Origin of the sequence: Burkholderia metallica (assembly GCF_902832845.1) — a bacterium.
Taxonomy (GTDB): Bacteria; Pseudomonadota; Gammaproteobacteria; order Burkholderiales; family Burkholderiaceae; genus Burkholderia; species Burkholderia metallica.
The window spans coordinates 65,869-84,377 of sequence record NZ_CADFDB010000007.1; the positions used below are offsets into that span (position 1 = coordinate 65,869).

The window sequence follows — 18,509 nt, forward strand, 5'->3', positions numbered from 1 at the left end:
GGTCAGGCTCCCGACGGCGCGGCCGGCGTGCCGCCGGGCGGCGGGCCGTCGTGCGGGTCGCGCTCGTCGCGCTTCACGCGGAACCACGTCGCATACAGCGCGGGCAGGTAGAACAGCGTCAGCACGGTCGCGCTCGTGATGCCGCCCATCAGCGCGGTCGCCATCGGCCCGAAGAAGTTCGAGCGCAGCAGCGGGATCAGCGCGAGCACGGCGGCCGCGGCCGTCAGCGTGATCGGGCGGAAGCGCCGCACGGTCGCGCCGATGATCGCGTCGACGCGGCCGTGGCCGATCGCGATGTCCTGCTCGATCTGGTCGACGAGGATCACCGAGTTGCGCATGATGATCCCGAACATCGCGATCACGCCGAGCATCGCGACGAAGCCGAACGGCTGGCCGAACAGCAGCAGCGTCGCGACCACGCCGATCAGCCCGAGCGGCGCGGTCAGCACGACCATCAGCACGCGCGAGAAGCTCTGCAACTGGATCATCAGCAGCGTGAACACCGCGATCGCCATCAGCGGCATCTGCGCATTGATCGACTTCTGCGCCTTGGCGCTTTCCTCGACCGAGCCGCCGATGTTGATCTGATAGCCGACCGGCAACTGCGCGCGCAGCGCGTTCAGCTTCGCGTCGACCGCATGCGTGACGTCGATGCCCTGCGCGCCGGCGCGCACGTCCGACTGCACGGTGATGGTCGGCTGGCGGTCGCGCTCCCACACGACGCCGTATTCGAGCGTCGGCTCGAAGCGGCCGAGCGAGCCGAGCGGCACCGGGCCGTTCGGCGTCGGCAGCGCGAGGCCGGCGAGCTTCGCCGGATCGACGCGATCGGCCCGCGGCGCGCGCAGATCGACCGCGATCAGCTTGTCGCGCTCGCGGTACTGCGTGACGGTCGTGCCGGACAGCGTCATCGCGAGGAAGCTCGACACGTCCTGCGACGTGACGTTCAGCTCGCGCGCCTTCTTCTGGTCGATCTCGAAGCGCACCGAGCGCTCGGCCGGCTCGTCCCAGTCGAACTGCACGTTCACCGTACGCGTATCGCCGCGCATCGTCGCCGCGACCTTCTCGGCGATCGAGCGCACCGTCGCGATGCTGTCGCCGCTCACGCGGAACTGCACCGGATAGCCGACGGGCGGCCCGTTCTCGAGCCGCGACAGCCGCCAGCGCACGGCCGGGAACTGCTCGCGCAACGTGGTTTCGAGCCAGGTCGCGAGCTTCTCGCGATCTTTCACCGACTTCGCGGTGATCACGAACTGCGCGAAGTTCGGCAACTGAAGCTGCTGGTCGAGCGGCAGGTAGAAGCGCGGCGCGCCGCTGCCGACGAAGTTCACCGAATGATCGATCTCGGGGCGCTTGTCGATCACTTTCTCCAGGCGCTCGGTTTCGCGCAGCGTCGCCGCGAACGACGCGCCTTCGGGCAGCCGCAGGTCGACGAGCAGCTCGGGGCGGTCGGAGCTCGGGAAGAACTGCTGCGGCACCAGCGAGAAACCCATCAGCGCGACGACGAACAGCGCGCCGGTGATCAGCAGTACGACGAAGCGCCGCTCGATGCACCAGTCGACCCAGCCGCGCAGCCGCCGGTAGAAGCGCGTGTCGTAGATGTCGTGCTCGTGGTCGTCCGGCAGGTGCGCTTCGTGCGCGTGACGCTTGCGCTCGGGCAGCAGGTGGTAGCCGAGCAGCGGGATCAGCACGACGGCCGCGAACCACGACGCGATCAGCGCGATCGCCGACACCTCGAAGATCGAGCGCGTGTATTCGCCGGTGCTCGATTTCGCGAGCGCGATCGGCAGGAAGCCCGATACCGTGACGAGCGTGCCCGTCAGCATCGGGAACGCGGTGCTCGTGTACGCGAACGCGGCCGCGCGTGCGCGGGTGTAACCCTGTTCGAGCTTCACGGCCATCATTTCGACCGCGATGATCGCGTCGTCGACGAGCAGCCCGAGCGCGAGCACGAGCGTGCCGAGCGACACCTTGTGCAGCCCGATGTCGAACAGATACATGAAGAGCGCGGTGACCGCGAGTACGACCGGGATCGAGATCACGACCACCATCCCGGTGCGCAGCCCGAGCGACACGAGGCTCACGACCAGCACGATTGCGACGGCTTCGGCGACGGCTTCGAGGAAGTCGTCGACCGAATGCGCGACCGCGTGCGGCATGCTCGATACCAGCGTCAGCTTGAGGCCGGCCGGCAGTTGCGCCTGCAGGTCCTTCGATTCGGCGTCGAGCGCGTTGCCGAGCCGGATCACGTCGCCGCCCGGCTGCATCGTGATGCCGATGCCGAGCACCGCGTGGCCGTTCGCGCGCATCTGCGTGACGGCCGGATCGTCGTAGCCGCGCCTGACCGTCGCGAGATCGCCGAGGCGGAACGTGCGGCCGTTGATGCGGATCAGCGTATCGGCGATCGCATCGACGTTGTCGAACTGGCCGCTCGGCCGCACGAACACGCGATCGTCGGCGCTCGTCAGCACGCCGGCCGACGAGATGTCGTTCTGCGCGTTGATCGCCTGCCCGAGCTGCTGCGGCGAGATGCCCAGGCGCGTGAGTTGCGCGTTGTTCACCTCGATGAAGATCCGCTGGTCGGGGTCGCCGAAATAGTCGACCTTGCCGACGCCCGGCACGCGCAGCAGCACGGTGCGCAACTGGTCGGCGTAGTCGTGCAGCTGCGCGGGCGTGAAGCCGTCGCCCTCGAGCGTCCAGATGTTGGTGTAGACGTCGCCGAATTCGTCGTTGAAGAACGGACCCTGCACGCCGGGCGGCAGCGTATAGCCGATGTCGCCCACTTTCTTGCGGATCTGGTACCAGGTCTCGGGCACGTCCTTCACGGGCGCCGAATCCTTCATCGTGAAGAAGATCAGCGATTCGCCGGGGCGCGAATAGCTGCGCAGGAAGTCGATGGCCGGCGTTTCCTGCAGCTTGCGGCCGATCCGGTCGGTCACCTGTTCCTGTACCTGGCGCGCGCTCGCGCCCGGCCAGAACGTCCGGACCACCATCACGCGGAACGTGAACGGCGGGTCTTCGGACTGGGCGAGGCGCGTGTACGCGAGGATGCCCGCGAGCGTCGCGAGCGCGATCAGGTAGACGACCAGCGCCTGGTGGCGCAGCGCCCATGCAGACAGGTTGAAGCGGCCTTCTTCGTAGGAAACGCTCACGATGCGAAGTCCTCCGGATGCAACGGCGCGATCGCGCGTACCTTCTCGCCCGCGCTGACCGTGTGCACGCCCTGCAGCACGACGCGCTCGCCGGGCTGCAGCCCGTGCGACACGGTGACCGTGCGCTCGTTGAAGCGGGCGACGTCGACGCGGCGCAACTCGAGCGTGTCGTCCTTCGTGCGCACGACCCACACGGCCGGATGCGCGCCGTCGTGGAACAGCGCGGTGGCGGGCAGCGTGATCGGCGATGCATCGCCGGCGGCCGGCGCGCCGGCGAATGCGACGTCGGCGGTCATCCCGAGCCGGATCGACGGATCGGGCGCGGCGAGCGTGAGCTTCACGCGGTAGGTGCGGCTTTGCGGATCGGCGGCCGGCGCGATCTCGCGCACCTTCGCCGCGAACCGGCGGCCCGGCAGCGACGGCAGCGTGACGGTAGCCGCGTGGCCGGGCGCGAGCGATGCGAGCGCGGCCTCGGGCACGTCGCTGACGACGTCGACGTCGCCCGACCACGCGAGCTGGTAGACGGGCTGGCCGGCCGACACGTTCTGGCCGGTATCGGCCTGTTCCGCGGTGATGGTGCCCGCATGATCGGCGACGAGCGTCGCGTAGCGAAGCTGGTTCTTCGCGAGCGCGAGCTGCTGCTGCGCCTGGTTGTGCTGGGCCAACGCCGACGTGTAGCTGTTCTCGGTCTGTTCGAGCTGCGCGGTCGCGATCAGGTTTTCGCGGGCCTGCGCGCGATCGCGGTCGAGCTGCTGCTTCGCGAACGCGAGGCTGTGGGTCGCGGCATCGAGTTGCGCCTGCGCGCTCGCGGCGTTCTTCTCGACGTCGGACGGATCGAGCAACGCGACGACCTGGCCGACCTTGACCGTATCGCCGAGGCGCACCTTGCGCTCGATGATCTTGCCGGCGATGCGGAACGACAGCGGCGTGGCATAGCGCGGCTGGATCTCGCCGGGCAGCGTGCTGGCGACGGCGGCGCCGTCGGCATGAGCGGGCAGCGCGACGACGGGGCGCGGGGCGGGCGGCGCGGCTTCTTTCGGATGACAGGCGGCGAGGACGAGCGCAGCGCCGACCAGCAGCGCGGCGCGGGAACCGGAGCGATTCACGAAACCCCCAGATGAGGTGAGAGCGAGAGCGTAACGAGGCCGGCAAGCGCGGCGCGCGCTTGCCCCGAGCGGCGCCGGCACGGACGCGCGGACACCTTCTTTCAGAAACTGTGGCGAATTCTAATACACACCTGTATCTGAATGCAAAGATGAATCCGAAAGGTAAAGGGTGCTAGACTGCGCCGCATGAAACCACAGCGCTTAACCCGCGAGCAGAGCAGGGACCAGACGCGCGAACGTCTGCTGAATGCCGCGCATCGTATTTTTCTGAAGAAAGGCTATGTCGCCGCGAGCGTCGAGGACATCGCGGCGGCGGCCGGCTATACGCGCGGCGCGTTCTATTCGAATTTCCGCAGCAAGTCGGAACTGCTGCTGGAGTTGCTGGAGCGCGATCACGCGGAGGTGCAGGCCGACTTCCAGGCGATCTTCGACGGGGGCGGGTCGCGCGAGCAGATGGAGTCGATGGCGCTCGCGTATTACCGGACGCTGTTCCAGGACGACGAATATTCGCTGCTGTGGGGCGAGGCGAAGCTGCAGGCGGCGCGCGACGCGAAGTTTCGCGTGCGCTTCAATCAGTTCCTGCACGGCAAGCGGCTGCAGATGGCCGAATTCATCCGGCGCTTTTCCGAACGCGCGGGCACGCCGCTGCTGTTGCCGGCGGAGACGCTCGCGTTCGGGCTGATGTGCCTGTGCGACGGTGTGCAGTCGTATTACACGGCCGATCCGCAGCACGTATCGGCCGAGGTGGCCGAGTCGGTGCTCGCCGGGTTCTTCGCGCGGGTCGTGCTCGGGCGCGCGCCGGACTGAGGCGGCCTTCGGCTTGAGCCGCGCTCGCGCGGCCGGCGGCGTGCCGCCCGGTCAGCGCTCGCCCGTCATGCGCCGGTACGCGTCGAGCAGCGACGTCTTGTAGACGACGCCCGCGAGCGTCGGCTCGGCTTCGCTTTCGATCACCGGCAGGCGTTCGCCCTGGAACGCCATGAAGCGTTCGAGCGCAGTCGCGAGCGGCATGTCGGGCGTGAGGAGGGGAAACGGCGTGTGCGCGTAGTGCGCGGCCGTCTTGTCGGTGGTGTCGCGCTTGTCGAGCAGGTCGGACGTGATGTCCTTCAGCGCGACCGCGCCGCGAAAGCGCCCGGCGTCGTCGGTCACGTACAGGTACTTCACCGGATATTCGAGAAACACGCGCGTCATGTCGGCGACGCTCGCGGTGAGCGGCACGACCGTCTGCGCGGGCTGGATCAGCTCGCGCATCTGCGTGGTGCGCAGCCGCAGTCGCTCCTGCGCGTCCTGGTAGTGGTGCAGCGTGATTTCGTACATCGACGTCGTGCCCGTCGCCCGCGCGACGAAATACGCGAACACGCACGACACCAGCAGCGGCAGCACGACCTGGTAGCTCAGCGTCATCTCGAAGATCATCAGGATCGCCATCAGCGGCGCCTGCGTGGCGCCCGCCATGAACGCGCCCATCCCGACGATCGCATACGCGAAGTACGCGGACGTATGGCCCGGCCACAGCGCTTGCATCGCGAGCCCGAACAGCGAACCGAACACCGCGCCGACGAACAGCGTCGGCGTGAACACGCCGCCGATCGCGCCCGAGCCGGCGGTCGCGGCGGTTGCGATCACCTTGAACACGAGCACCGCGATGAGCGCCTGCCAGGTCCACGGCGAATGCAGGATGTGGTTCACGACGCTGTAGCCGTTGCCCCATACGTCAGGAATCCAGATCGAGATCACGCCGACGACGAGGCCGCCGAGCGCGAGCCGCACGGGCAGCGGCAAGGGCAGCCGCTTGAACTGGTTCTTCGACGCATCGAGCAGGTGCAGGAACTGCGGCGCGAGCACGCCGCACAGCGCGCCGAGCACGACGAACAGCAGCACCTCGGGGCCGGTCACGGCCGGAAACACCGGCATCTCGTACGGCGGCCGGTAGCCGGCGAATTCGCGCATCACGATGTTCGCGACGACCGACGCGACGACCATCGGCCCGAAGCTCTCCATCGCGATCGTGCCGAGCACGATTTCCGACACGAAGAACGCGCCGGCGATCGGCGCGTTGTACGCGGACGTGATGCCGGCCGCCGCCCCGCACGCGACCAAGAGGCGCAGGCGCGGCGGGTCGAAGTGCGCGAAGCGGCCGACGAGCGACGCGGCGAGCGCCGCGAGCTGCACCATCGGGCCTTCGCGGCCGATCGAGCCGCCGCTGCCGATCGTCAGCAGCGACGACACGCTGCGCCACAGGCTCTGGCGTACCGGCACGACGCCGTTGCCGAGCGCGACCGATTCCATGTAGTCGGTCTTGGCGGCCTGCCTGTCGCCGCGCGTCGCGAGCAGCAGCACGCAGCCGGCGAGGAAGCCGCCCGCGGCCGGCATCCAGAAGCGCACGTACCACGGCAGGCGCCTGGCCATCTGCACGAAGCTGCCGCTTTGCCCGGAGATCAGGTGCTGCATCAGGTCGATGCCTTCGCGGAACGCCATCGTGGCAAAGGCGCCGCCGACGCCGACGATGGCCGACCAGATCAGCATCGTATGGGCGTCCGACAGGCGGAACAGCGTCTTGGCGCGAGTGCGCAGCTTCAGCAGGAACGAGAGCACGGCTGAAAGAGGGCGATGGAAAACGACGCGAAGCATAGCACTGCGCCGCGCCCGCGGGATCGTCCCGTCGGGCGCGGCGCGCGAAGTGTCACGGGCGGGCAATTCAGCCAAGCCAGTGCTGCACGGCCCAGGTGATCCCGTAGCCGCCGGCGATCAGCCACACGTACAGGATCAGGCCGGTCATCAATGCGCGGGGGCCGGCGGCGCGGATCTGCGCGACGCGGGTTTCGATGCCGAGCGCCGTCATCGCCATCGTCAGCGCGAAGGTGTCGAGCACGTTCAGCGTGTGCGTGACGTCGGCGGGCAGCACGTTCAGCGAGTTGACGATCACGAAGCCGAGGAAACCGAGCGCGAACCACGGCACGGCCACCTTGCGCTTGCCTTGCGCGCCGCCGGCGGTGGCGCGCGCCGAGCGGGCGAGCCACCAGCCGAGCACCAGCAGCACCGGAACCAGCAGCATCACGCGCGTCATCTTGACGATCGTCGCGACGTGCGCGACCTGCGGGCTGATGTCGCTCGCCGCGCCGACCACCTGCGCGACCTCGTGGATCGTGCCGCCGAAGAACAGGCCGAGGCCGGCCGGATCGAGGTTCAGCAGCCCGGCGTGATACGCGATCGGGTACAGGAACATCGACAGCGTGCCGAACAGCACGACGCTGCCCACGGCCATCGCGCTCTGGTGCGGCTTCGACTGCAGCGTCGACTCGAACGCGAGCACGGCGGCCGCGCCGCAGATCGCGCTGCCTGCGGCGGTCAGCAAGGCGGAGTCGCGGTCGAGCTTCATGATCTTCATGCCGGCCCAGGTGCCGATCACGAGCGTGCTGACGACCACCAGCACCGACACCGTCAGGCCCGGCAGCCCGACCTGCGCGATTTCCTGCAGGCTCACGCGCAACCCGAAGAACGCGACCGCGATGCGCAGCAGCTTGCGCGCGGAGAAATTGACGCCGGCCGCCCAGCTGGCCGGCATGCCGTCGCGCAGCGCGTTGCCGTACAGCGCACCGGCGACGATGCCGACGATCAGCGGCGACAGGCCGAGCCCCGCGATTGCGGGAAGCTGGGACAGGCTCGTGACGGCGGCGGCGAACAGCGCGACGAACAGCACGCCGTTCAACTGGCCGCGCATCGACGGCGCGGCGGGGCTGAGATGGGGAGTCGGGGCAGTGGACATGGAAGTACCGTGATGGAGCGTGTTGCGATGCTGTAATCCTAATTTCGTTATATCGATATGAAAAATTGTGATTTGTGACGTAAACTATCCGGAAAGCCGATAATTTATCCCCATGACCCCGGATCAACTGATAACGTTCGCGGCCGTCGCCGAGCACCTGAACATCAGCCGCGCCGCAGTGGCGCTGCATCTGTCGCAGCCGGCCGTGTCGGGCCAGTTGCGGCTGCTCCAGGACGAATTCGGCGAGCCGCTGTACCAGCGCGAAGGCCGCGGCATCCGCCTGACCCCGGTCGGCGAACAGCTCGCGCAGTACGCGAAGGCGCAGCGCGAGCTGTTCGCGCAGGCCCGTGCGTTTCGCGACGCGGTGCGCGGCCTCGAGGCCGGCACGCTGCGCATCGGTGCGAGCACGACGCCCGCGAGCTACCTGTTGCCGTACCTGATCGCGGCGTTCCAGCCGCGCGCGCCGCGCGTGGCGATCCAGACGATGAGCGGCAACACGGCCGACGTGGTCGCGGCGCTGCCGTCGCTCGACATCGCGATGATCGAGGGGCCGCCCGGCGAGGCGCTGCCCCCGGGCACGGCCGTGCACCCATGGCGCGAGGACGAAATCGTGGCGATCGTGCCGTGCGGCCACCCGCTGGCCGCGCCCGAGTATGCGTCGGGGGTCACGCTCGACGCGCTGGCGACCCATCCGCTCGTGCTGCGCGAGGCGGGCTCCGCCGTGCGGCAACTCGTCGAGCGCGCGTTCGCGCAGGGCGCCGCACCGATGCGCGTCGCGTTCGAGATCGCCGGCGTCGAGGCCGTGAAGGAAGCGGTGCGCGCCGGGATGGGCGTCGGGTTCGTGTCCGCGATGTCGCTGCGTCACGACGATGCCGCGCTCGTCCTGCGCTCGCTCGCGCCCGCGCCGCTCGCACGTCACTTCTCGATCCTCGTGCCGCACGGCGGCGCGCCGTCGCGGGTCGCCGCGCAATTTCTCGAAATGAGCCTCGCGCACGACGTCGCGTGAGCGGCCGCAGCCGGGCCCGGGCACGCGCGATGCGCGCCATTTCGGTGCACATTCGCGTCGTTGCCCCGTCTTAGGGATTTCCTCTATGGCGTGGGCCCGACGCGAGGCGCACCATCCGTCTCAAGCAAATGGAACCGGTTCCATTCCGGTGAAAAAGGGCAAAATGGCAGACATCGTGATCGTGGCGAGCGCATTCGGGATGGACCGCGTGCGTCAGGAGGGCCACAGTGCATTCGTCGCGACCGCGGCGGCATCCGGCGCAACGGGTTTCGAGGTGCGGCGCGAGCTGTTCGCATCGGAAGATGCGGCGGCGCCCGGCGCGCTGGCCGCGCTCGGTGCGCAACTGGCCGGCCACGGGCTGTGGTCGGTCTATTCGACGCCGGCCAACCTGTACACGGAAACGGGCGCGCTCGATGCGGATGCATTGCGCGGCGCGCTCGCGGAAGCCGACGCGCTCGGCGCGCGTTTCGTGAAATTCCAGCTCGGCGGCTTCGCCGGCGACGCGCACGCGGCCGACATCGTCGCGCTGTCGCGCGGCGCGCGGGCCCGCGTGGTGGTCGAGAACGGGCAACTGCCGGTGGGCGGGTCGCTGGCGCAGTTCCGCGGGCTGTTCGATGCGCTGGCCGCGGCGGGCACGCCCGATGCGCTCGGGATGACCTTCGACATCGGCAACTGGCAGTGGCCGGGCGAAGCGCCGCTCGATTGCGCGCAGGTGCTCGCGCCGCATGTGGAATACATTCATTGCAAGGCCGTCGAGGGGGAGGGCGCGCGCCGTTTCGCCGTCGCGCCGGCCCCGAACGACCCGCTCGTGACCGGCGTGCTCGCGGTGCTGCCGCGGCATGCGCCGCGCGGCATCGAGTTTCCGTTCGATGCGGCCGATCTGGCGGGCGACGCGTGCCGGCGGGTCGCGTGGCTCGCCGCCGCGTGACGGCAGAACGATCCTGGAGAATGCATTCATGAAAGCAGCACTCGATGTCGTGACCTACGGTGAAGCGATGGCGATGTTCGTCGCGAACGATCCCGGCCATCTCGCGCATGCGGGGCAATTCACGAAGCGGATCGCGGGCGCCGACCTGAACGTCGCGATCGGCCTGTCGCGGCTCGGCTTCCGGGTGGGCTGGATGAGCCGTGTCGGCCGCGATTCGTTCGGCAGCTACGTGCTCGACACGCTGGCGCGCGAAGGGATCGACGCGTCGTGCGTGAGCGTCGACCCGCGTTACCCGACCGGCTTTCAGCTGAAGTCGCGCAACGACGACGGCAGCGACCCGACCGTCGAATATTTCCGCAAGGGCTCGGCCGCGAGCCACCTGTCGTGCGACGACTACGTGGCGGACTACGTGCTCGGCGCGCGCCACCTGCACCTGACGGGCGTCGCGCCGGCGATCTCCGCGACGTCGTGCGAGCTCGCATTCAAGCTGGCGCGCGAAATACGCGCGGCGGGCAGGACGATCTCGTTCGACCCGAACCTGCGCCCGACGCTGTGGCCGTCCGCCGACGTGATGGCGAAGACGCTGAACGCGCTCGCGTCGCTCGCGGACTGGGTGCTGCCGGGCATCGCCGAAGGGCGGCAACTGACCGGGCACGACACGCCGGCCGACATCGCGGGCTTCTATCTTGCACAAGGGGCGCGCGGCGTCGTGATCAAGCTCGGCGCCGAAGGCGCGTACTACCGGACGGCCGACGGCCGCGACGGCACGGTGGCGGGCGAGCGCGTGCAGAACGTCGTCGACACCGTCGGCGCGGGCGACGGCTTCGCGGTTGGCGTGGTCAGCGCGCTGCTGGAGGGCAAGACGATCGAACAGGCGGTGGCGCGCGGCAACCGGATCGGCGCGCTGGCGATCCAGGTGATCGGCGACTCGGAAGGGCTGCCGACTCGCGCGGCGCTCGACCGACTCGAAAACGTCAGCAATCGCGCCGATCGCTTAGAGGAAACCTTCGCCGCGCAATGAGAGGCCGGACACGGCACAATCCGCGGACTCATTTCGTCGTGCATGCGCACGGCAAGGTACGGGGCCGGGGCGGGCGCTGACGCGTTCGTTCGGGTCGATTGCGAAGCATGGGGTCCAGGCAGGGGCTGAGGCACTGAACTGGATGAATCGCGAAGCATGGGGTCCAGGCAAGTGCTGAAGCACCAACCTGGATCGACCGCGAAGCATGGGTCCAGGCAAGTGCTAAAGCACCAACCTGGATCGACAAGGAGACATTCTGATGGCCAATACACTCGCTGCCCGCCGCTGGTGGACGATCATGCCGATCGTCTTCATCACGTACAGCCTCGCCTACCTCGACCGCGCGAACTACGGGTTCGCGGCCGCGGCCGGCATCAACCAGGACCTCGGGATCGGCAAGGGCCTGTCGTCGCTCATCGGCGCGCTGTTCTTCCTCGGCTACTTCTTCTTCCAGATTCCCGGCGCGATCTACGCGGAACGCCGCAGCGTGAAGAAGCTCGTGTTCGTCAGCCTCATCCTGTGGGGCGCTTGCGCGGCGCTCACGGGCGTGGTCAGCAACATCCCGTCGCTGATGGTGATCCGCTTCGTGCTCGGTGTCGTCGAAGCAGCGGTGATGCCGGCGATGCTGATCTACATCAGCAACTGGTTCACGAAGAACGAGCGCTCGCGCGCGAACACGTTCCTGATCCTCGGCAACCCGGTCACCGTGCTGTGGATGTCGATCGTGTCGGGCTATCTCGTGCACGAATTCGGCTGGCGCCACATGTTCATCGCCGAAGGCGTGCCGGCCGTCATCTGGGCTGTGTGCTGGTGGTTTCTCGTGCAGGACAAGCCGGCCGATTCGCCGTGGCTCACCGCGCAGGAAAAGCGCGACCTCGACGCCGCGCTCGCGGCCGAGCAGGCCGCGATCAAGCCGGTGCGCAACTACGGCGAGGCGTTCCGCTCGCCGGCCGTGATCAAGCTGTGCGCACAGTATTTCTGCTGGAGCATCGGCGTGTACGGCTTCGTGCTGTGGCTGCCGTCGATCGTCAAGAACGGCTCCGCCCTCGGGATGGTCGCGACCGGCTGGCTGTCCGCGCTGCCGTATCTTGCCGCGACGATCGCGATGCTCGCCGCGTCGTGGGCATCCGACAAGGTCGGTTCGCGCCGGGGCTTCGTGTGGCCGTTCCTGCTGATCGGCGCGGCCGCGTTCGCCGCGTCGTACGCACTCGGTTCGTCGCACTTCTGGATCTCGTACGCGCTGCTGGTCGTGGCCGGCGCCGCGATGTACGCGCCGTACGGCCCGTTCTTCGCGATCGTGCCGGAACTGCTGCCGAAGAACGTCGCCGGCGGCGCGATGGCGCTGATCAACAGCATGGGCGCGCTCGGCTCGTTCGTCGGCTCGTACTTCGTCGGCTACCTGAACGGCGCGACCGGCTCGCCCGTCGCGTCGTATGCCTTCATGAGCGCCGCGCTCGTCGCCGCGGTGATCCTCACGCTGTCCGTCAAACCCCAGCCGCGCGACACGCATTCGCTCGCGGCGCCGCTGCAAGGAAAATGAAACGATGAAGCCCCGTATCGTCGCGTACAAGCCGCTGCCCGATGACGTCCTCGCGTACCTGCGCGAGCATGCGGACGTCGTGCAGGCCGATGGCGCCGCCGCCCTCGCCGATGCGCTCGGCGACGCGGACGGCGCGATCGGCGCGAGCCTGAAGGTCACGCCGCAGATGCTCGACCGCGCACCGCGGCTGAAGGCGTGGTCGACGATCTCGGTCGGCTACGACAACTTCGACGTCGCGGATCTCACGCGGCGCGGAATCGTGCTCGCGCATACACCGGACGTGCTGACCGAGTCGACCGCCGATACGGTGTTCTCGCTGATCCTCGCGTGCGCGCGGCGCGTGGTCGAGCTGGCCGAGTGGGTGAAGGCCGGCCACTGGCATCACAGCATCGGCCCCGACCTGTACGGCACCGACGTGCAGGGCAAGACGCTCGGCATCGTCGGGCTGGGGCGGATCGGCGGCGCGGTCGCGCGCCGCGCGGCGCTCGGCTTCCGGATGCAGGTGCTGTACGCGAACCGCTCCGCCCATGCCGAAGCCGAGACGCAATACGGCGCACGGCGCGTCACGCTCGACGAGCTGCTCGCGCAGTCGGATTTCGTGTGCCTGCAGGTGCCGCTGTCGCCGGAAACGCGCCACCTGATCGGCGCGGCCGAATTCGCGAAGATGAAGCGCGGCGCAATCCTGATCAACGCATCGCGCGGGCCGGTGGTCGACGAAGCCGCGCTGGTCGACGCGCTGCGTGCGGGCACTATCCGCGGCGCGGGGCTCGACGTGTTCGAGCAAGAGCCGCTGGCGGCGGACTCGCCGCTGCTGCAGATGAAGAACGTCGTCGCGCTGCCGCATATCGGCTCGGCGACGCACGAGACGCGTCACGCGATGGCGCGCTGCGCCGCGGAAAACCTGGTCGGCGCGCTGGCCGGCACGCTGCGCACGAATCTCGTCAATCCGGACGCGCTCGCGCGCGCCTGAGCGTCGGCCGGCGGCGGGCCGACGGGGTAGCCTGACCACCGGTCGGCGCCCGGCCGGCGGCGGCCCGGCTTCGTTAGAGTCGACGGTCTTGGTGCCGGAGGGCCGGCTGCGTTATGATCCCCGCGCGTCGCATCGACGCGCCGGGCAACGCGGCCGGCGGCGTCCCGCGGCGGGTATCCGCGCCAGATCCGGTGCGGCCGATTGCTTTTGCACGCGACCGGGGCGGGTGCCGACGCACCGGCGCGGGTCGATCGCGAAGCAGGGGATCGGCGCAAGCGCTGAGGCGCCAACGCCGATCGACAGGAGATTCCACCGGGTGGCTTACGTTTCCAACAACAAAGGTCCGTCTGCTCACGAAGCGGCGCGGATCGTACGTCGCGAGGCACGACAGTGACCGATTCGCAACCAACCACGACGCGTCCGGCGACGATCAGCGATGTCGCCCGCGAAGCCGGCACCGGCAAAACCAGCGTGTCGCGCTACCTGAACGGCGAGACGCACGTGCTGTCCGCCGATCTGCGTCAGCGGATCGAAGCGGCGATCGCCCGGCTCAACTACCGGCCGAACCAGATGGCGCGCGGCCTCAAACGCGGCCGCAACCGGCTGCTCGGCATGCTCGCGGCCGACCTGACCAATCCCTATACCGTCGAAGTGCTGCAGGGTGTCGAGGCCGCGTGCCATGCGCTCGGCTACATGCCGCTGATCTGTCACGCGGCCAACGAAGTCGAGATGGAGCGCCGCTTCCTGCAACTGCTCACGACCTACCGCGTCGAAGGGCTGATCGTCAACGCGCTCGGCGCCGACGAGGACGTGCTGCGCCCGCTGCGAGGCGCCGGCATCCCGGCCGTGCTCGTCGACCGGACCGTCGAGGGCTTCGAGGCCGACCTGATCGGCCTCGACAACGCCGATGCGATCGAGACGGCGCTCGCGCACCTCATCGAACACGGCTTCGATTCGATCCATTTCGTCGTGCAGCCGTTCGAGCGCGTCAGCTCGCGGCGTCTGCGCGAAGCCGCGTTCCGCGCAGCGCTCGGCGCGCACGGGCTGACGGTGCCGTCGACGGTCGTGCTCGACCTGAACGAGCCCGATGCGGCCGCGGCGGCGCTCGCTGACGTCGACGTCCGCATCGACGACGCGGCGCGGCGCGGCGTGCGTGCGGCGCTGTTCGCCGCGAACGCGCCGGTCGCACTCGCGATCGCGCGGCACCTGCGCGCGCGTTTCGGCGCCGCATGGCAGCAGAAGGTGGCACTGCTGTCGATCGACGATCCGGAATGGGCCGAGCTGATCGGCATCACGACGATCCGCCAGCCGACCTACGAAATCGGCTACAAGGCCGTCGAATTCGTGCACGAGCGGATCGACGGCGCGGCGGGCGACGTACGCGCGTCGCTGCTGCCGGGCGAGCTGGTTGTGCGCGCGTCGACCGCAAGCTGAGTATCATGCGGGGCACGCAGCGCGCCGGGTGCGCTGCCCCGAACAAGGAAATACATGACTGTCGCTCCCGTCACGCTGGCGGTGCTGATCGCCGCCACGCTGATCATCGCGCTCCTGCCGCTCGTCCTCTACCGATTCCTGCGCAAGCCGCTCGCGCTGAACCGCCGCGACACGATCGTCGGCGTGGCCGTCTTCACGCTGTTTGCGATGATCGCCGAACGTGCGTTCCACGGGCTCGTGCTGAGCCGGACGCCGCCGGACGGCTGGCTGACGCAGCCGCTCGCGTTTGTCGCGTACAGCGCGCTCGCGACCGCGGTGTTCGAGGAAGTCGGCCGCTATCTCGGGATGCGTTTCCTGAGCCGCCGCTACGGCCCGTCGGCCGGCGACAGCCGCGGAATCGGCTACGGGATCGGTCACGGCGGCGCCGAAGCGTGGTTCATCGGCGTGCTCGTGTGGGGCCAGTGGTCGTATCTCGCGTGGCTCGCGAGCCGCGGCCAGCTCGAAACGCAACTCGCCGACCTGCCGGGCGATACCGTCGTGCGGCTGCACGTGATGCTCGCGACGCTGTCCGCGCAGTCGGTCCTGCTGTTGCTGCTCGAACGCTGCGCGGCGTTCGTGCTGCAGCTTGCGCTGTCGGTGCTGGTCTGGCGCGGCGTGCGCGCCGGCCGCGCGGGCGTGTTGCCGCTCGCGATCGTGCTGCATGCGCTCGCGGCCGTTCCGGCGCTGCTGTACCAGTTGCGCGTGCTGCCGGCCGGCTGGGTCGAGGCCGCGTATTTCATGCTGGCCGCGATCCTGGTCGTCGTGCTGGTGAAGACGTGCCGGCCGTCGCAATCGGCAGCCTGACGGGAGACACGCGATGGACGACTACCTGATCGAATGCCAGAGCGCGGAATTCGACGCGCTCGCACGGGTGATCTGCGATCTCTTTCCGGAGCAGACGCGTTTCACCGAGAGCAGCGACGCGCGCGGGCGGTTCCTGTCCGTGCAGTGGCTCGCGATGCGTTTCGGCTCGACGCCGAAGCGCATGACGCTCGATATCCGCATCGTGCCGGCCGCGCTCGCGCGCTATCTGGCGCTCAAGCCGATGCAGCGCGCCCGCAGCCATGCGGTGCTGCATGCTTATACGGAAGCGATGCTCGGATCGCTCGAGGAGCGGCACGCGGCGGGCGAGGCCGTCGAGCGCGACGCTGAACTCGAACTCGACGAAGACTTCGCGTGACCGTGCGCGCCGGCGCAATGCCGGCGCGCTGCCGCGCTTGCCTTACGCGTCGCGGTAGACCTGCGCGAAGCGCTGCGCCTGCACGACGCCGTAGTCGCCGGGCGCGTACTGCATCACCCAGTCGCCGGCGACGCCGCGCAGCGTGTCGCCGTTTTCCGAGCGGGCGATCGTGAACGGCTCGTCCATCCGGCGGGCGAGCACGACGGCCGGCCGGTTCCGGTAGGCGCCCGGCGTGCCGTGCGCGAGTGCCGGATCGGCGGGCAGGTATTTGGCGTCGAAGCGTGCGCGGGACACGACCCAGCGGTCGCCGGTCGAACCGGTGATCAGCGCATCGCCCGCCACGTAGCGGTTCGGGCCTTCGAGGCTCATCAGTTCGCCGTCGGCTTGCGCGAACGCAACGGTGACGGTTTCGTCCTTGACGACGCGACGGGCCTGCGGATCGGATTGCAGGTCGATGTGCTTGAGTTCGAGCATGGCGGGGAGGGCGGGAAAGCGGGAAAAGCCGGGAGCTTATCTCGAATCCGGCGCGCCGTGTGACGCGCCGGCCGCCGGAAGGGGCGCGGCGCCGGCCGGCCCGGACGGGCGGCACGGCGCCGGCGGGGCGGACGTCAGGGCTGCGCGGGTGCGCTCGCGGCCGGCGCGGCTGCCGCCTTGCCTTCCTTGCCCTTCATCTTGCCCTTGCCGCGGTGTTCGCCGCCGTGGTGCAGCCAACTGCGGAACGTCGTGTCGGCCAGGGCCTTCTGGTCGGCCGGGAAGCTCTCGTAGAGCGGCGCGAATGCGTCGGCGAGCTTCTTCGCGCCGTCGGCGTTGGCCTGCGACAGTTCCGCATACTGCTTCATGTCGTCGATCGCCGAGACGTCGTGCTTGGCCATCCGTTCGCGATACAGGCGGCCCATCGTGTCGCCGTTCTCGCGCATCGTGTCGGCGAACGTCTTCCACTGCGGTTCCTGCGCCGACGTGATCTTCAACTGGTCGTGCAGGTACTTGATGCGCTGCTCGATACGCGCTTCATGCCGCGCCGCGCGCTGCTCGGCGCTCGGGGCCGACGCGGCGGCCGTCGCGGCCGGGGCGGACGCCTGCGGCGCCGGGGTTTGCGCGAACGCGCTGGCTGCAACGGCGAGCGTAGCGAGGGTGAGCGAGATTTTCTTCATGATTGGCTCTCCGGGGTGGTGTCGTGCGAGCGGGCGCGGCGGCCATCGCCGCTGGGCGCGCTTCTCGCGTCGCCCGCTATTAGTAGCACGTTGCGTGCGGCGCGACAGTGAATGCGACACTTGCTTACATCCGATACGAATCGAAATTGAAAGGTTCGTGTCGGCGTCCGGCGATGCGGTTTGGGCGGCCCGGCGTTCGGCGCTATCATCGCGTCACCTTCCACTCAGCCGGTACGTCATGCTCCGGCCCAGGCTCATGCGTCCACCCCGCCTCGACCAACTCGACGATCTCGACCGGCAACTCGTCGCGCTGCTGCAGGCCGATGCACGGGCCAGCGTTGCGGATCTCGCGCGCCAGCTCGACGTTGCGCGCACGACGGTCGTCGCCCGCATCGCGCGGCTCGAACGCACCAACGTGATCGCCGGGTACAGCGTGCGGCTCGGGCAGGACGTGCTCGACGCGAGCATCTACGCGTATGTCGGCATCATCCTCACGCCGAAGTTCGGCAAGGACGTCTTGCGCAAGCTCGACCGGATGCCGGAAGTCCAGCTGCTGTGCGCGGTGAGCGGCGAGTACGACTACGTCGCGTGGCTGCGTGCCGATTCGCCCGAACGGCTCAACGACCTCCTCGACCAGATCGGCACGCTCGAAGGCGTCGAGCGCACGACGACGTCGATCATCCTGTCGCGCAAGATCGATCGCGGGACGATCGGCGGCTGAGCCGTTGCATGCGGCACTGCGCATGACGGACGGCGCAAGCGCATGTGCGGTACCGGCTTCGTTGCGTTACGGGTGTCTGGATCAACGGCGGGTAGACGCCCGCACGCATTCGTTTCGGCATTCGCTGTACCTCATGATCGGCATGAGTGCCCGTCGCCATCCTTCCGCGCACTTCGCTCGTCACTCTCCCGACTCTCCTTTCCGTATTCGGCTTCGACCGGCGTGTAGCACGTGACGCATGTGCAGTTCGTGTGTCGGGAGCCATGCCGTGCGTCCCCGTCTTCGTCGTAGCAACGCGCCACCGCCAACGGCCGGTTTGCGACAGCGCTTTTACGCGATTTTTGGATGAAATTGTCGTTTCGACCAAATGTATCGTCATAACGTCGAATTTATCGGTCGTTTCGCATCATTCTTCGTCTTGGAACTGATTTTGCGCGTCCCTAAACTGTGTTCATGGCTCAACGCCGTCCACAACATCGAACCCATCATCAGGAGATAAGC

Annotated in this window: 16 protein-coding genes; 10 read left to right on the forward strand and 6 right to left on the reverse strand. The window is 68.6% G+C overall.

All coding sequences use genetic code 11. The features are described 5' to 3' along the window. Nucleotides 1-2: 2 nt before the first annotated feature. The gene (locus tag HWX08_RS20065) at nt 3-3,149 is read right to left on the reverse strand and encodes an efflux RND transporter permease subunit (RefSeq protein ID WP_174921939.1); all 3,147 of its coding nucleotides are present in this window, start codon (nt 3,147-3,149) and stop codon (nt 3-5) included. Continuing rightward, the gene (locus tag HWX08_RS20070) at nt 3,146-4,255 is read right to left on the reverse strand and encodes an efflux RND transporter periplasmic adaptor subunit (protein WP_069256749.1); all 1,110 of its coding nucleotides are present in this window, start codon (nt 4,253-4,255) and stop codon (nt 3,146-3,148) included. Before HWX08_RS20070 ends, HWX08_RS20065 begins: the two co-directional genes overlap by 4 nt. 186 nt (nt 4,256-4,441) lie before the next feature. Here HWX08_RS20070 and HWX08_RS20075 point away from each other — a divergent pair, with 186 nt between their 5' ends. Further along, nucleotides 4,442-5,062, forward strand: a complete 621-nt coding sequence (locus HWX08_RS20075; protein ID WP_107309757.1) for a TetR/AcrR family transcriptional regulator — start codon at nt 4,442-4,444, stop codon at nt 5,060-5,062. A gap of 51 nt (nt 5,063-5,113) precedes the next feature. On the opposite strand, the gene HWX08_RS20080 is transcribed toward HWX08_RS20075, so the two are convergent. Further along, nucleotides 5,114-6,847, reverse strand: a complete 1,734-nt coding sequence (locus HWX08_RS20080; protein ID WP_208454957.1) for a ClcB-like voltage-gated chloride channel protein — start codon at nt 6,845-6,847, stop codon at nt 5,114-5,116. Between the two features lie 103 nt (nt 6,848-6,950). Continuing rightward, the gene (locus HWX08_RS20085) at nt 6,951-8,018 is read right to left on the reverse strand and encodes a YeiH family protein (RefSeq protein ID WP_069256746.1); all 1,068 of its coding nucleotides are present in this window, start codon (nt 8,016-8,018) and stop codon (nt 6,951-6,953) included. Nucleotides 8,019-8,130: 112 nt separating this feature from the next. Between HWX08_RS20085 and HWX08_RS20090 the strand changes: the two genes are divergently transcribed. The 8 genes from HWX08_RS20090 (at nt 8,131) to HWX08_RS20125 (ending at nt 16,136) form a co-directional block, all read left to right on the forward strand. Then, nucleotides 8,131-9,024, forward strand: coding sequence for a LysR family transcriptional regulator (locus HWX08_RS20090; RefSeq protein ID WP_174921937.1), 894 nt, complete (start codon nt 8,131-8,133; stop codon nt 9,022-9,024). 163 nt (nt 9,025-9,187) lie between these two features. Further along, on the forward strand, nt 9,188-9,952 hold the full coding sequence (locus HWX08_RS20095) for an apurinic/apyrimidinic endonuclease family protein (protein WP_069256744.1): 765 nt from the start codon (nt 9,188-9,190) through the stop codon (nt 9,950-9,952). A 28-nt stretch (nt 9,953-9,980) separates the two neighbouring features. Continuing rightward, nucleotides 9,981-10,973 (forward strand): sugar kinase, encoded by a 993-nt coding sequence (locus HWX08_RS20100; protein WP_174921936.1) that lies wholly within the window; start codon nt 9,981-9,983, stop codon nt 10,971-10,973. 259 nt (nt 10,974-11,232) lie between these two features. Continuing rightward, nucleotides 11,233-12,513: an MFS transporter gene (locus HWX08_RS20105; RefSeq protein WP_069256743.1), complete on the forward strand. Its 1,281-nt coding sequence runs from the start codon at nt 11,233-11,235 to the stop codon at nt 12,511-12,513. A gap of 4 nt (nt 12,514-12,517) precedes the next feature. Beyond that, entirely contained in the window at nt 12,518-13,483 is a 966-nt protein-coding gene (locus HWX08_RS20110; RefSeq protein ID WP_174921935.1) for a 2-hydroxyacid dehydrogenase, read from the forward strand. A 390-nt stretch (nt 13,484-13,873) separates the two neighbouring features. Continuing rightward, a complete protein-coding gene (locus HWX08_RS20115; RefSeq protein ID WP_174921934.1) occupies nt 13,874-14,917 on the forward strand; it encodes a LacI family DNA-binding transcriptional regulator in 1,044 nt (347 codons plus the stop codon). A 54-nt stretch (nt 14,918-14,971) separates the two neighbouring features. Continuing rightward, nucleotides 14,972-15,760 (forward strand): YhfC family intramembrane metalloprotease, encoded by a 789-nt coding sequence (locus HWX08_RS20120; protein ID WP_069256740.1) that lies wholly within the window; start codon nt 14,972-14,974, stop codon nt 15,758-15,760. 13 nt (nt 15,761-15,773) lie between these two features. Further along, complete coding sequence (locus HWX08_RS20125) at nt 15,774-16,136, forward strand: DUF3022 domain-containing protein (RefSeq protein ID WP_069256739.1); 363 nt, start codon at nt 15,774-15,776, stop codon at nt 16,134-16,136. A 42-nt stretch (nt 16,137-16,178) separates the two neighbouring features. Here HWX08_RS20125 and HWX08_RS20130 read toward each other — a convergent pair whose 3' ends face one another. Then, complete coding sequence (locus HWX08_RS20130; RefSeq protein WP_107309765.1) at nt 16,179-16,610, reverse strand: PGDYG domain-containing protein; 432 nt, start codon at nt 16,608-16,610, stop codon at nt 16,179-16,181. A 134-nt stretch (nt 16,611-16,744) separates the two neighbouring features. Then, entirely contained in the window at nt 16,745-17,287 is a 543-nt protein-coding gene (locus HWX08_RS20135; protein ID WP_069256737.1) for a Spy/CpxP family protein refolding chaperone, read from the reverse strand. 256 nt (nt 17,288-17,543) lie between these two features. Here HWX08_RS20135 and HWX08_RS20140 point away from each other — a divergent pair, with 256 nt between their 5' ends. Further along, complete coding sequence (locus tag HWX08_RS20140; protein WP_006481526.1) at nt 17,544-18,008, forward strand: Lrp/AsnC family transcriptional regulator; 465 nt, start codon at nt 17,544-17,546, stop codon at nt 18,006-18,008. The last annotated feature ends 501 nt before the right edge of the window (nt 18,009-18,509 follow it).